The sequence below is a fragment of the Enterococcus sp. DIV0574 genome, assembly GCF_051711125.1.
Classification (GTDB): Bacteria; Bacillota; Bacilli; order Lactobacillales; family Enterococcaceae; genus Enterococcus_D; species Enterococcus_D gallinarum.
This window is the reverse complement of sequence record NZ_JBIOMA010000001.1, coordinates 2,659,523-2,672,963: the sequence shown is the minus strand read 5'-3', so window position 1 is coordinate 2,672,963 and position 13,441 is coordinate 2,659,523. Positions and strand designations below refer to the sequence as shown.

The 13,441-nt window shown below is 41.0% G+C and carries 12 protein-coding genes; 11 read left to right on the top strand and 1 reads right to left on the bottom strand.

All coding sequences use genetic code 11. The features are described from left to right. Positions 1–3: 3 nt before the first annotated feature. From IGJ45_RS12850 to IGJ45_RS12810, 9 genes are all read left to right on the top strand, one after another. Positions 4–876: a hypothetical protein gene (locus IGJ45_RS12850; protein ID WP_349703654.1), complete on the top strand. Its 873-nt coding sequence runs from the start codon at positions 4–6 to the stop codon at positions 874–876. Between the two features lie 46 nt (positions 877–922). After that, positions 923–1,378 (top strand): PTS sugar transporter subunit IIA, encoded by a 456-nt coding sequence (locus IGJ45_RS12845; protein WP_349703653.1) that lies wholly within the window; start codon positions 923–925, stop codon positions 1,376–1,378. 15 nt (positions 1,379–1,393) lie between these two features. Beyond that, positions 1,394–2,488: a mannonate dehydratase gene (gene uxuA, locus IGJ45_RS12840; RefSeq protein ID WP_349703652.1), complete on the top strand. Its 1,095-nt coding sequence runs from the start codon at positions 1,394–1,396 to the stop codon at positions 2,486–2,488. A 1-nt stretch (position 2,489) separates the two neighbouring features. Further along, the gene (locus IGJ45_RS12835) at positions 2,490–3,122 is read left to right on the top strand and encodes a bifunctional 4-hydroxy-2-oxoglutarate aldolase/2-dehydro-3-deoxy-phosphogluconate aldolase (RefSeq protein WP_103300216.1); all 633 of its coding nucleotides are present in this window, start codon (positions 2,490–2,492) and stop codon (positions 3,120–3,122) included. 74 nt (positions 3,123–3,196) lie between these two features. Further along, positions 3,197–3,913: an HAD family hydrolase gene (locus IGJ45_RS12830; RefSeq protein ID WP_349703651.1), complete on the top strand. Its 717-nt coding sequence runs from the start codon at positions 3,197–3,199 to the stop codon at positions 3,911–3,913. Between the two features lie 317 nt (positions 3,914–4,230). Continuing rightward, positions 4,231–5,214 (top strand): LacI family DNA-binding transcriptional regulator, encoded by a 984-nt coding sequence (locus IGJ45_RS12825; protein ID WP_349703650.1) that lies wholly within the window; start codon positions 4,231–4,233, stop codon positions 5,212–5,214. Then, positions 5,211–6,605, top strand: a complete 1,395-nt coding sequence (locus IGJ45_RS12820; RefSeq protein ID WP_349703649.1) for a glycoside hydrolase family 1 protein — start codon at positions 5,211–5,213, stop codon at positions 6,603–6,605. The genes IGJ45_RS12825 and IGJ45_RS12820 overlap by 4 nt, the downstream gene beginning before the upstream one ends. Positions 6,606–6,848: 243 nt before the next feature. Beyond that, entirely contained in the window at positions 6,849–7,652 is an 804-nt protein-coding gene (locus IGJ45_RS12815; protein WP_113849328.1) for an AraC family transcriptional regulator, read from the top strand. Further along, on the top strand, positions 7,649–8,572 hold the full coding sequence (locus IGJ45_RS12810; protein WP_349703648.1) for a DMT family transporter: 924 nt from the start codon (positions 7,649–7,651) through the stop codon (positions 8,570–8,572). The genes IGJ45_RS12815 and IGJ45_RS12810 overlap by 4 nt, the downstream gene beginning before the upstream one ends. Positions 8,573–8,996: 424 nt before the next feature. On the opposite strand, the gene IGJ45_RS12805 is transcribed toward IGJ45_RS12810, so the two are convergent. After that, positions 8,997–10,163: an ROK family transcriptional regulator gene (locus IGJ45_RS12805; protein ID WP_349703647.1), complete on the bottom strand. Its 1,167-nt coding sequence runs from the start codon at positions 10,161–10,163 to the stop codon at positions 8,997–8,999. Positions 10,164–10,413: 250 nt separating this feature from the next. Here IGJ45_RS12805 and xylB point away from each other — a divergent pair, with 250 nt between their 5' ends. Both xylB and xylA read left to right on the top strand, forming a co-directional pair. After that, positions 10,414–11,910, top strand: a complete 1,497-nt coding sequence (gene xylB / locus IGJ45_RS12800) for a xylulokinase (RefSeq protein WP_219645140.1) — start codon at positions 10,414–10,416, stop codon at positions 11,908–11,910. 96 nt (positions 11,911–12,006) lie between these two features. Continuing rightward, positions 12,007–13,314, top strand: a complete 1,308-nt coding sequence (xylA, locus tag IGJ45_RS12795; RefSeq protein WP_349703646.1) for a xylose isomerase — start codon at positions 12,007–12,009, stop codon at positions 13,312–13,314. Positions 13,315–13,441 lie beyond the last annotated feature (127 nt).

The window sequence follows — 13,441 nt, the reverse complement described above, 5'->3', positions numbered from 1 at the left end:
AAGATGCAGAAAGACCGTTTCAATGATTGGCTGTTTCGTTACCGCTATATTTATCGTTCTCGCTTAAGTGACCGCAGCAAAAAAAGATTCCTAAATGCTTTAGTGACAGATATCTCACAAATAAGAAAAGATATTCGCGTAATCGAATATGATTTGAAACATAAAGCAGCTTCGAGAAATGTTTACATCGGAGATATTGCTCAAGCAGATCGAATCATTTGTACGTATTATGATACACCGCCGCAACATTTTGGCGCTTATCATTTTTTTGATCGAAAGGCGCAAGGTCGTCAAACAATGAATTTTATTCTTGTCAGCTCATTCATAACGATTGGGATCGGCGCAGTAGCGACATGGTTCTATAGTCAATTCGCTGCTGACGGTTTTGTACTTTTTTCTTGGCAAACATTTTTCTTAGTTCTGGCATTTGGTTCGTACTTTTTTTTATTGGGAAAAGTGGTAAAAGGGGCGGTCTTCCAGAAAAACTTAACGAGAAATACTTCTTCGGTTTTGGCATTATTGGCTTTAATCAGTGAAAATGAACGACAAAACACTGCGTTTGCGTTCTTGGATGAAGGAAGCTATGGCGAACGAGGATTAGAAGTTTTGCGAGACTCAGCCAAACGCAAGGCTACGATTTATTATCTGGATTCTGTTGGTGCCAAAGCACCTCTACATGTAGTAGGAACAGAGTTTGATCGCAAACAATTAGCACGACTCGGAATCCTTCAAGAAGAAGGAATCCATGCAACAATCAATTATGTGATCAGCGGAAATAAGGAATCAACAGAGGGATATTATCTGCCTAAACAATTATTAAGGCAAAAAGACATCAATATGGAAAATGTAAACAAGACGATTGCCTTGTTACAGTAAACGTTTTGCATGGAAATCCATGCAGGGAGACAAAGGAGGAATGACAATGTTGGGAATCGTACTTGCTACTCATGGCACATTAAGCGATGGACTGAAAGATGCGGGAACAGTCATCATGGGAGCAGTCGAAAATATAGCGACAGTCAATTTGTATCAAGGAGATGATGTTCAAGCACTGGGAGAAAAAATCAGTACCGCGGTACATCAAGTCAATCAACAAGAAGGGGTGCTGATCTTAGTAGACTTACTGAGCGCTAGCCCTTACAACCAGTCAGTTTTGACGATCAATCAGTTAGAAAAAGAGCTGCAAGAAGAAGTTTACGTTATTGGCGGTACCAACTTGCCGATGGTGTTAGAAGCAATCAATCATCAATTACTGCAAACACCAATTGCATCAGCGGCACAAGCAGTGATCGATCAAGGAGAAGATAGTGTTGCTTTTTGGCATATCTCGAATGAGACGCCAGCTGCTGGTGATGAGGATGACGATGATGATTTTTAAGAAAGGATGTTGACTATGAAATGGGGCTTTAGATGGTATGGCGAAGGAGACTCGATTCCTTTGCAAAATGTCCGTCAAATACCTGGCATCAATGGGGTCATCGGCACCTTGTTAAACAAACTGCCAGGAGATATTTGGGAAATTGCCGAAATTGAGGAATTAAAGCAATCAATCGAAAAAGAAGAACTGACATTACTAGGAATCGAAAGTGTGGCGATCCATGACGCGATCAAGGCAGGAACAGAAGAACGGGATCACTACATCGATCATTACATTCAGACGATCAAAAATCTTTCTGCTTGTGGCATACATCTGATTTGTTATAGTTTTAAGCCGATTTTTGGTTGGGCAAAAACCAATCTTTTTTATGAAAATGAGGATGGCAGTTTCTCATTGCTGTATGACCAAGCAGTGGTTGATGGGATGGAACCTAGCGAAATGTACACATTGATCCACAGCCAATCAAAAGGATTCAAGCTGCCTGGTTGGGAAGAAGAACGGTTAAAGAAATTCGATCAGCTGATGAAGACTTATGACGGAGTGACAGAAGAGGTTCTTTTCGATAACTTGGCTTATTTTCTGAAACGAATTATTCCTGTTTGCGAAGAAATGAATGTTAAAATGGCCATCCATCCCGATGATCCGCCTTGGGAGATCTTCGGCTTGCCGCGAATCACCAAAAACTTGTCTGACTTGAAAAAAATATTGTCTATTGTTGACTCTCCTTATAATGGATTGACGCTATGCACTGGTTCGTTAGGCGCCGATCCGAAAAATGAACTAGTGTCGATCATCCATGAGGTTGGCGACCGAATTAATTTTGTACATTTCCGAAACGTTCTCTTTATGGGAGACCGCAAATTCAAAGAGTCTGCACACTTGTCTACAGAAGGTTCACTAGATATGTATGCCATTATGAAAGCCTTGGTGGATGTAGGATTTACTGGAGTGATTCGTCCAGATCATGGGCGAACGATCTGGGGGGAAGTAGCAATGCCAGGATATGGTCTGTATGATCGAGCTTTGGGGGTTAGTTACTTGCAAGGACTGCATGAAGCGGTTGTCAAATCGCAAATGTCTGCAGAAATTGATCAGAAAGCGGGGGAATAGAATGGCAAACGTCGAATCATTGACCGAACATTTAGCGGCTACGAAAGTTTTACCGCTTTATACCGCCACAGACATGTCGTTGCTAGATCCACTAGAAGAATTATTGATTAAACATGATATTCGTTTGATTGAAGTGACTTTCCGCAGCGAACTGGCGTTAAAAGCAATCGAACACTTAGCACGCTCAGGGAAGTTGCTCGTGGGAGCCGGCACGGTGAGAACACTTGAAGAAGCCCAACAAGCGGTAGCAAAGGGGGCCCAGTTTATTGTCTCTCCAGCTATTGTTCCAGAAGTTATCGATCACTGTCTAAAGAATCAGATCCCGATTTTTCCAGGAACAGCGACACCAAATGATATTCAGAAAGCCGTATCGTTTGGGATCAAAACTGTGAAATTTTTTCCAGCAGATATTTATGGCGGGTTACAAGCAATCAAAGCGTTAAGCGGTCCCTTCTATGATGTTCGATTTTTGCCAACTGGCGGAATCTCTAAGGACAATTGCCAAGACTACCTTGCTCATCCGCAAGTAATCGCAGTTGGGGGTTCTTTCATCCTTTCAGAAGAGCTGGTCAGAGATTATGAGCAAGGGGATGCACATTTAGCATCCTTAAAAGCAATCCTTGAATCGACCTGAGTATCAAAACGAAGAGCGGTGCGATCTAATGCTAGACGCATGGCTCTTTTTTAAAATAAAGTAGGAGAAAGCGAATGAACACAATCCAACTAGTAATTTTTGACATGGATGGCTTAATGTTTGAAACAGGACGACTTGCCTACCGTGCCTATCTAAAATCTGCTGAAGAACACGATTTTGAATTGATCCACGATGTCTATTATTATTTGACCGGGAAAAGAGAAGCCGAGATTCGTCAAGGAATGAAAGAGTTGTACGGCGATGTCCCTGTCGACCAATGGCGGGATTCGATGAACCGATACAAAGAAGCCATTTTAGCCGAAGAAAAAAGAGTCTACAAAAAGCCAGGTTTGCTCGATTTACTAAAGGAGCTGAAGCAGCACACCTGCCAAATCGCATTAGCCTCCTCTTCTTCCCGAGAAAAAATCGCCACCTATTTTGAGCTAGAAAAGATGCCGTCTATCTTTGATATCATCGTAGCTGGCGATCAAGTCAAGCAAGGAAAGCCCGATCCGGAAATTTTTTTGACGGCTTGTCGTCAGGCAAAGGTTCTCCCAAAAGATGCCTTAGTCTTAGAAGACTCGTTTGCCGGGATAGCTGCTGCTGAAAAAGCGGGCATCTCAGCGTTTATGGTCGAAGATGATTTGACAGACTTACCGACAAGAAAAGGAAGATACCCATTGAGCAAACAACCAATCATCGACAAAGAGGCGCTCTTTCAAGGTGTTCGGCGTTTTACTGATTTAATCGAAGTCAAAGACTTTTTACTAGCCAATCAATTACTTGGATAAGCGGGACATTGTTTGGTTTAATCTAGATGAATGGTTCTATTCAGCTCTTGAAGCGTATTAGCAGCCATTCATCTTTTACATTTTTAGCGTAATTATATGTAAAGGGAAAATGAATGCGTATCCAAAAAAGATTGCAATTTTGGAAAAACGTGCTATAGTTTAAAATTGAACCGGTTCAATTTTTTAACAAGCTGATGATTTTTATTAGATCGTGAAGGGGATCAACACTCGTTACCAAAAGCAAATCAATGAATCCAGCGATTCATAATCATTAGAAAATGGATCGTGAAAAATGGCATCAGAGAAAGGTGAGAAACATGGCTTCGATTCGAGATGTTGCGCAATTAGCAGGTGTTTCTGTAGGGACTGTTTCCCGATATTTGAATGGACATCAGCTGAAACAATTGAACAGAGAAAAGATTGCTGCTGCTATTGAGTCGCTTGACTACAAAGAGAATATTATTGCGAAGGGTTTAAAGAACAATCGTAGCTATTCATTTGGCTTATTGATGAATCGCATCTCCAGTCGTTTTGGCTCGGAAGTTGTTTCTGGTATCGAGAAAGTCGCGGAAGAAAATGGCTATAGTATTTTGCTGAGTGGTTTTACGAATAGCAAAGAGGACCATGACAAACTCGATTATTTATTGCAGCATGCTGTCGACGGATTGATTGTTTTCTTTTCTGATGAAAAAAAGTTTGATTTGTCGAAATGGCAGGACATTCCGATACCCATTGTCTTTTTGAATCATCCTGAGACACAAGGAATCGCCGATGTTCTCTTATTGAACGACCGTCAAAGTGTTTTTGACGTCATCAACCATTATTTAGCAGCTGGACATAAAAAAATCGGTTATCTTTCCGCCCCACAGTCGGATCACACTGCGAGAGAACGACTGTTTGGTGCGCAAGCTGCTATGGCAAACAATGAAGCAGAAATGAAAATCGTGGTGGGTGACTACACAAGACAAAGCGGTTATCGGGGAACTGAAGAATTAGTCGCATGGGGAGCGACTGCAATTTTTGTCAGTAACTACAACATGTCAGTGGGGGCTTTGGAATGTTTCAATCAAAAGGGACTGATTGTTGGAAAAGATATCGCCTTTGGTCACTATGATTATCTTTCTGAAGCAGAACAGAGTTTGTTGCCGCAAATAACTGTGAATCCGCCAGCAGAAAAAATGGGGGAGAAAGCCGCAGAACTTGTCTTAGAACGAATCAAAATGGGAAAAGCGGCCACTGAAAAACAAGTTGTCTTAATGGAAAATCAATTACTAGGATTACCGAAGGGAGCAGAAACATGAAGGTTCAATTTCCAGAAAATTTTTGGTGGGGTTCCGCAGCAAGCGGCCCACAGACAGAAGGTCGGGTAGCCGGGGACGGCAAAGGCGAGAATATTTTTGATTACTGGTATGCCAAAGAACCGGAAAAATTTTTTGATCAAGTAGGTCCAGACAAAGCATCGGAAGTCTATCTCAACTACAAAGAGGATGTCCAATTGATGGTTGAAACCGGCCATAACTCTTTTCGGACTTCGATTCAATGGAGCCGTTTGATTCCTGATGGAACGGGGGCAGTCAATCCTAAAGCTGTTTCTTTTTATAATGATTATTTTGATGAATTGATCAACAATGGGATCGAACCATTTGTCAATCTGTATCACTTTGATATGCCAATGGCATTACAAGAAAAAGGCGGCTGGCTCCAGCGAGAGACTGTGGAGGCATATGCCAGATATGCCAAGACATGTTTCGACTTGTTTGGGGATAAAGTCAAAAAATGGTTTACTCATAATGAACCGATCGTTCCTGTTGAGGCGGGCTATTTGTATCAATTGCATTATCCAGAAGAAAGTAACATGAAACATGCCATTCAAGTCGGATTTAATGAAGCATTGGCTTCTGCTTTGGCGATCAAGGCTTACCATGAAAGTGGGCAAACTGGTCAAATCGGCATCATACTGAATCTAACTCCAAGTTATCCAAGAGACAGTAATAATCCCGAAGATGTTCGAGCAGCAGAAATCGCGGATGCTTTTTTCAATCGTTCATTTCTTGATCCTGCGGTCAAAGGAATTTTCCCAGAAGAACTGGTAAAAATCGTGAAAGAATTAGACATGGTACCTGAGATGCAAGCGAGCGATCTCGACATCATCAAAAATAATACTGTCGATTTGTTGGGGGTCAACTATTATCAGCCACGGCGAATCAAAGCGAAAGAAACGCCTGTCGATCCTGCAGCAGAGCCAATGCCAGAAAATTATTTTGATGTGTATGATATGCCAGGCAAAAAAATGAATCCTTATCGTGGTTGGGAAATCTATGAAAAAGGCATTTACGATATCCTGATCAACCTGCGGGATAACTATGGCAACCTGCCGTGCTTTATCTCCGAAAATGGCATGGGGGTTGAAAACGAACGTCGTTTCTTAGGTGAAGATGGGATGATTCATGATGACTATCGGATTGAATTTGTCTCAGAGCATTTGAAATATGTTCATCAAGCAATTCAAGAAGGGGCAAATTGCCTAGGCTACCACATGTGGACCTGCATGGACAACTGGTCATGGACCAATGCTTACAAAAATCGATATGGCTTTATTTCTGTTGATTTAGAAAATGACCGCAAACGGAGTATCAAGAAATCAGGATATTGGTTCAAGCAAGTCTCTGGCAATAATGGCTTTGAGGGATGATTTTTCCGTGAGCATGCGCCGATAAAATGTCTGGTAAATCCAAACTAGAAGAGCGGATCAAACAATTAAAGCAGATAGAGGAAAGGCGATCTTTCTTTTATCTGCTTTTTCGTTGGTTCATAAATAGGGTCTGGAAAGGTTATCTGGAAAGGTTAAATGTAGGATGATTCCGAGAAAAGCATGGAATATTTTACAAGAAATCGAAAGGTTCAATGCTAAAATAGATAGAAAAGGAGGAACAGTATGAAAAAGGTTCACTATGATGAAATAGTTGGCATTGAGGCCTATGCGTTAGAAAAGTATCAAAAGAGCTTTCCCCTCCATTTTCATGATTATTATGTAGTGGGTATTTTGTTAGCAGGAAGAAGAAAGCTGTATTGCGGAGAGACACAAATCCTCGAAAAAGGCGATCTGAATTTATTCAATCCCTATCAGCCTCATAGCTGCCAAAGTCTGGAGAACCAAGAAATCACCTACCACGCCCTCAACATTTCCAAGCAAGCGATGATACAAGTGGTAAAAGAAATTACCGGCAAAAAGGATCTGCCTTATTTTAGTCAAGTCATCCTGCGAAACAATAGCACAGGAGAACTAGTCGAAGAATTGTACCAAGCGATTCTTTCAAAGAAATCGCCTCTATATCGAGAGGAATTGATGTATTTGCTTATTGAAAACTTGCTTGCCTATACAGCGGAAGGGTATCAGAATGAACCCGTTGAAAACGTCCTGTTAGAAAATGTTTGCCATCATTTACAAAAAAATTATACAGAAGACATTCGTTTAGAGAATCTCGTTGCGTTGACGAATTTGAAAAAAAGTTCTTTCATTCATCAATTTACAAAAAACTATGGCATGACACCTTATCGGTATCTGTTATCGATCCGAATCGATGAAGCAAAGAAATTACTGGCAAAACAGCAGTCCTTATCAGAAGTGGCGTTGATGACGAATTTCTCCGATCAAAGTCATTTCTCCAATGTATTCAAAAGCTTTATTGGGCTGACACCAAAACAATATCAAAAAATGTATTTAAGGAGTACAGAATGAATCATTTATTTAAGAATCCCCATGTCACTGCCTTGATCACGGTTTTCTTCTGGTCAACGACTTTTATTGCCACAAAACTGCTGCTGATTGATTTTTCACCCACGGCGATATTATTTTTACGATTTATCATCGGACTAGTGGCGTTGAGTGTGTTATCCAAATTTAGCAGGATACACTATCACTTTCGTCAACATCTTTATTTGATGGCAGCAGGAATATCTGGCGTTTGTTTTTATTTCTTTTTAGAGAACATAGCTTTAAGTTATACAAGTACATCGAATGTTGCGGTGATTGTTTCCATTTCTCCACTCTTCATTGGCTTAGCCTCTGCTCTCATTTATCGAACGAAATTAAAGGGAACATTCTTTATTGGTTTTTTGCTTTCTTTTTGTGGTATTTTTCTGATCAGCTTTGCAGGGAATCTTTCGTTTCATCCCTTTGGCGACTTTTTAGCTATAGCAGCCGCCCTGATGTGGATGGTCTATTCACTGTTGGTCAAAAAGATCGCTAGTTGGGGACATTCCGTGATCGACACGACGAAAATGATCTTCCTATATGGCATTCTATTTATTATGCCGCTATTCTTTTTGACGAAAAGTTCCCTTTCGTTAGATAAATTGCTTCAAACGGACAATCTGCTTTATCTGCTGTTTCTTGGACTGGGGGCTTCCGCGCTGTGCTTCGTTCTATGGAATTACACCGTCGAACAGCTAGGTGCTGTTATGGCTGGCCTCTATATTTATTTGGTTCCTGTGACGACATTATTTGCTTCTTTTCTTATCCTAGGAGAAAGGATCAGTTTAGTGAAACTACTAGGCGTGACGTTAACGCTATTCGGTCTTTTTGTATCAGAAGGAAAATCAAGCCTTCCAATAAGGGCAAGACTAAAAAAGACAAAACTAAAGAACAAAGATGAGTAATGATCAAAAGCAATGGGGAAAATTCAAGCAATTCTGACTTTGTAGGTCTATTCCTTTTTTAGAAGGGGAAGAGACCTTTTGATTTTGAATAGGAGTAAATGATTGCAGTCGAAATATATCGTTGGCGGGATCACTGCAGGAGACATAAAAGAGTAAGCCGCTGGGAGAAGGGATTGATGAGGGGGGTTCAATATTGTCTTGCTGGCACTGTATGATATAAGGAAAAATAAAGAATGAGAACCAAAGTATCTGACAGGAGAACACGTATGAAATTGTGCAGGAGCACAGAGTACTCCTGCAGCGCAGCGACAGTCAGCTACCCAAACTTATGTCCCAGTCCATTTGTTGTGTTGCCACTTATTGAAGTTATACGGTGGCTAAATGAATGAGTGGATTTTCTGTATCAGAAAAAAATTTTTATGGATTAAAGGAAATCAATCGTTGGAAAGCGCAGATCTTCAATGTTTAAGAAGTTCTTGGCAATCAGAACATTACCACCGAACAGAGGTGCCTGTTCGCCCAAACGACTGTTTTTGATTTTCGTATTCTGAGTGAACTGACTGGTTAATTTTTGTTGCAGGTCTTTGGTCAATTGAGGGATTTTGCGATAGACAGAGCTGTTGATATAAACCTCTTCAGGATCGAAAAATGTAATGACATTATTTAAGCCGATACTCAAAAATTCGACATTTTGTTGTGCTAGTTCAAGCGCTGATTTCTCGCCAGAACGAATAGCCTTTGCAAAAATATCTGAATTGACAAGCTCTTTTTTTGTATAGTGACTGTAGGTATCGAATAAAACTTTATTAGAAGCGTATTGCTCTAAACACCCGCGATTTCCACAAGGACAAAGGTTTCCATGAGGGAACAATGTAGAATGACCCACTTCTCCAGCTGTTCCGTGAGTTCCTGTCTGTAAACGTCCATTTACAATGATGCCGACACCGATGCCGCTATGAATACTGACACTGAGCAGATTAGTTGAATCAGACGAAAAGCAATACTCTCCTAATGCAGTCAAATTTGCTTCATTTTCGATATAGACTGCGGTATGGTATTTCTGACTAAGAGGAGAGACCAAATCAATGTGTTCCAGATCATAATAGGGCGTAAAAGTGATGTTCTCCTGATTAACGATACCGTGGATCGCTAAACAAATACCAACCAATCCATGGGTAGTAGGAGGCATCTTGGGGGTAAATTCAGCCATTATCGAATCAATCGTGGTGAATACGTTGTCTTTTGTAATCAAGATATCTTGTTTTTCCAAAATGGCTATTCGTTGACCATTGATATAAGATAGCATGCCATTGACATAATTATAACCAATATCAAACGTAATCGCTAAGCTGCTTTGATGATTGAACTGAAGCTGGATAGGTTTGCGTCCGCCAATCGATGTGGAATCACCAATTCCTACTTCTTTGACAAAATCGGTTTCAATCAATTTTTTCATTATTTGCGAAACAGAGGCTTTGTTAAGATTCGTTAAGTTGGAAACTTCAGCTCTAGAAATATGTTCGTTATCAATGATGGTTTTCAGGACGGCAGCTTCATTCTGCTCTCGGATGCCCCTTTTGTTAATAATCATAGTATCTCCTTCTTCGTCTATAGTAATGTTAGTTTACCGTGCAAATTAATAAAGTGCAAGTTTATCTGTAAAAGGAGATATTCCTCAGTTAGGTGCTTAAAAAAGTCTCAAATAACTGTTGAAAGCGCTTGACAAAAATGGATGGGTCGTTTACTATCCAATTAGTTAGTTTTTTAAGCAAATTAACCTAAAAGCAATATTTTGTAAACCATAACAAATAAGAATTTCATCAGTAGCAAAGGAGAAGAATATGGCTTATTTACTAGGACTGGATCTAGGAACGAGTTCTTTGAAAGGATTGGTTTTTGATCACTCAGGGAATCTGATTGACACTGCTAGTGCAGACTATCCATTGTCGTCCCCCCGACCTGGATTCAGTGAGCAAGATCCTAATCATTGGCGTCAAGCGGCTCATGCAGTCATTAAAGCGTTGATCGATAAAGTGCCTGAGTTGCGCAAAGAATTGATCGGCATCAGCTTTTCAGGACAAATGCACAGTTTAGTCTTGCTAGACGAACAAAACAAGGTCATTCGACCAGCAATTTTGTGGAACGATGTTCGGACGACGAAGCAATGTCAGCGAATCATGGAAGAGATGCCAGAGATTCTTTCAATCACAAAGAACATTGCACTAGAAGGATTCACATTACCTAAAATTTGTTGGGTTCAAGAACATGAGCCTGAGAACTGGCAGAAGGTCCAGCACTTGATGCTGCCGAAAGATTTCTTAGCATTGTGGCTATCAGGTACCTATTCAATGGATTATTCGGATGCAGCTGGGACATTACTACTGGACAGTGAGAAGAGCTGTTGGTCTGCAGAAATCCTCAACAAGTTTGCTATTCCAGAAGAAATCTTACCGACACTTTTTGAATCAGCAGCTGAAGTCGGGACACTGGTCCCTGATTTACAAACAGAATTTGGCTTTGAAAAAGAAGTCAAAATCTTTGCTGGCGGCGCCGATAACGCATGTGCCGCGCTAGGATCTGGGATTATTGACGAAGGCATTGGGATGGTATCGATCGGTACTAGCGGTGTATTCTTATCTTTTGAAGCGCAGAAGGTTGATTACCAAGGGAAATTGCATGTTTTCAATCATGCAGTGGCAAAAAAACAATACTCGATGGGTGTCACACTAGCTGCCGGTAACTCACTAAGTTGGTACCGAGATACATTCGCAGAAGGAGTAGACTTCTCCGAATTGCTAGCAGATATTGGGGAGGTTTCTCCCGGAGCAGATGGTCTGCTGTTCACCCCTTATATTGTTGGTGAACGAACTCCTTATACGGACAGCACTGTCAGAGGAAGCTTCATAGGGATCGATACCCATCACCGACGTCGGCATTTCAGCCGAGCGGTCTTGGAAGGCATCACTTTTTCTCTGAAAGACTCTCAACTGATCATGGAAGAAGAAGCAAAACGGAAATTTAGCAAAATCGTTTCTGTTGGTGGGGGTGCGAAAAACAAAGAGTGGCTTCAGATGCAGGCGGATATTTTTGCTGCAGAGATCACAACATTATCCACAGAGCAAGGTCCCGGCATGGGGGCCGCGATGTTAGCGGCAATCGGAAGCGGACTTTATCCTGACGAAGCGGCTTGTGTGAAGGCTTTTGTAAAGTATGGGTCAGTAATCCAGCCAATCGCAGAAAATGTAACGGAGTATCAACGGATCTATTCTGTTTATCATAAAGTGTATCAACAAACAGCACCTCTTTGTCGCGAATTGGCAGCATTGCAGTCAGAGTAATCAACGAAAGAATCGCCACTACTAAAGGTTTCATGTAACTTATTTTATAAGTAAGTTAGTTTGTTATGTTAAAAAACTAAAAATGGAGGAACCAAAATGAATTATTTTCCAACGATTGATAAAATCAAGTATGAAGGTCCAGAAACGGCCAATATGTTTGCTTTTCGGCATTATGATGCAGAAGAAGTAGTCCTAGGCAAGAAAATGAAAGACCATTTACGGTTTGCGATTGCCTACTGGCATACTATGACACAAGATGGTTCAGATCCTTTCGGAGCACCGGTCAATCAGCGCACTTGGTTCGGTGAAACGGAAATGGAAACCGCGAAAAATCGAGTAGAAGCATTCTTTGAAATTTGCGAGAAGCTAGGCGCTGAATTCTTCTGTTTCCATGATGTTGATGTAGCACCAGCTGGTGAAACTTTAGAGGAGTTCTTCCAAAATTTAGATGTGATCACAGACCTGATCAAAGAAAAGATGGATCAAACAGGCATCAAATTGTTATGGAACACAGCCAATATGTTTTCTCACCCACGATTTAACAACGGTGCTGCTTCAACGAACAATGCAGAAGTCTATGCCTATGCAGCTGCCCAAGTCAAAAAAGGGTTAGATATCTCTAAAAAACTAGGCGGCGAAAACTACGTCTTTTGGGGTGGTCGTGAAGGGTACGAAACGTTGTTGAACACAGATATGAAACTCGAACAAGACAATATTGCCCGCCTATTTAAAATGGCAATTGCTTATGGAGAAAAAATTGGTCACAAACCGCAATTTCTATTAGAGCCTAAACCAAAAGAACCGTCGAAACATCAATATGACTTTGATGCCGCAACGACGATGGCCTTTATCCAACATTATGGCTTAGAAGGCGACTTCAAGTTGAATCTTGAAGCCAATCATGCAACTTTAGCTGGGCACACGTTTGAACATGAAATTGCTGTTGCTCGTAGCTATAATGCATTAGGATCTTTAGATGCTAACCAAGGAGATATGCTTCTAGGATGGGACACCGATGAATTTCCAACGAATGTTTTTGACTCAACGCTGGCATTATACGAAGTATTGGAAAATGGCGGTATCGCACCAGGCGGGATCAATTTTGACTCCAAAGTCCGTCGTTCATCTTTTGAAATGGAAGACTTGCTATTGGCACATATTGCTGGGATGGATACCTATGCACGAGCATTGAAAGCCGCAGCAAAAATCAAAGAAGATCGTTTCTTAGATGAATTGAAGGAAAAACGCTATGCCTCATTTAACGTAGGGATCGGTGCAAAGATCGTGGCAGATCAGGAGGATCTTGAAAGCTTAACGGATTACGCATTGGCACATGATCAAGTGGGGCTGGAATCTAGCCACATTGAATACGTGAAATCTCGTTTGAATGATTACTTGATTTAATGAAATAGGCTGTGACATAAGCCGAAACAGATAACTACCTAATTGCTACCAGAGAAGTCAGCAAGTTATGGCTTTTTGAGGCAAATCGACCATTTTCGTCAGGAGACGACCGTTCTGATCGGGTAAT

What these genes read in the sequence shown, in the direction of transcription:
- IGJ45_RS12805 (WP_349703647.1), bottom strand. Translation starts at nt 10,163, where the DNA reads ATGATTATTAACAAAAGGGGCATCCGAGAGCAGAATGAAGCTGCCGTC.
- uxuA (WP_349703652.1), top strand. Translation starts at nt 1,394, where the DNA reads ATGAAATGGGGCTTTAGATGGTATGGCGAAGGAGACTCGATTCCTTTG.
- IGJ45_RS12845 (WP_349703653.1), top strand. Translation starts at nt 923, where the DNA reads ATGTTGGGAATCGTACTTGCTACTCATGGCACATTAAGCGATGGACTG.
- IGJ45_RS12825 (WP_349703650.1), top strand. Translation starts at nt 4,231, where the DNA reads ATGGCTTCGATTCGAGATGTTGCGCAATTAGCAGGTGTTTCTGTAGGG.
- IGJ45_RS12810 (WP_349703648.1), top strand. Translation starts at nt 7,649, where the DNA reads ATGAATCATTTATTTAAGAATCCCCATGTCACTGCCTTGATCACGGTT.
- IGJ45_RS12820 (WP_349703649.1), top strand. Translation starts at nt 5,211, where the DNA reads ATGAAGGTTCAATTTCCAGAAAATTTTTGGTGGGGTTCCGCAGCAAGC.
- IGJ45_RS12850 (WP_349703654.1), top strand. Translation starts at nt 4, where the DNA reads ATGCAGAAAGACCGTTTCAATGATTGGCTGTTTCGTTACCGCTATATT.
- IGJ45_RS12830 (WP_349703651.1), top strand. Translation starts at nt 3,197, where the DNA reads ATGAACACAATCCAACTAGTAATTTTTGACATGGATGGCTTAATGTTT.
- IGJ45_RS12815 (WP_113849328.1), top strand. Translation starts at nt 6,849, where the DNA reads ATGAAAAAGGTTCACTATGATGAAATAGTTGGCATTGAGGCCTATGCG.
- IGJ45_RS12835 (WP_103300216.1), top strand. Translation starts at nt 2,490, where the DNA reads ATGGCAAACGTCGAATCATTGACCGAACATTTAGCGGCTACGAAAGTT.
- xylB (WP_219645140.1), top strand. Translation starts at nt 10,414, where the DNA reads ATGGCTTATTTACTAGGACTGGATCTAGGAACGAGTTCTTTGAAAGGA.
- xylA (WP_349703646.1), top strand. Translation starts at nt 12,007, where the DNA reads ATGAATTATTTTCCAACGATTGATAAAATCAAGTATGAAGGTCCAGAA.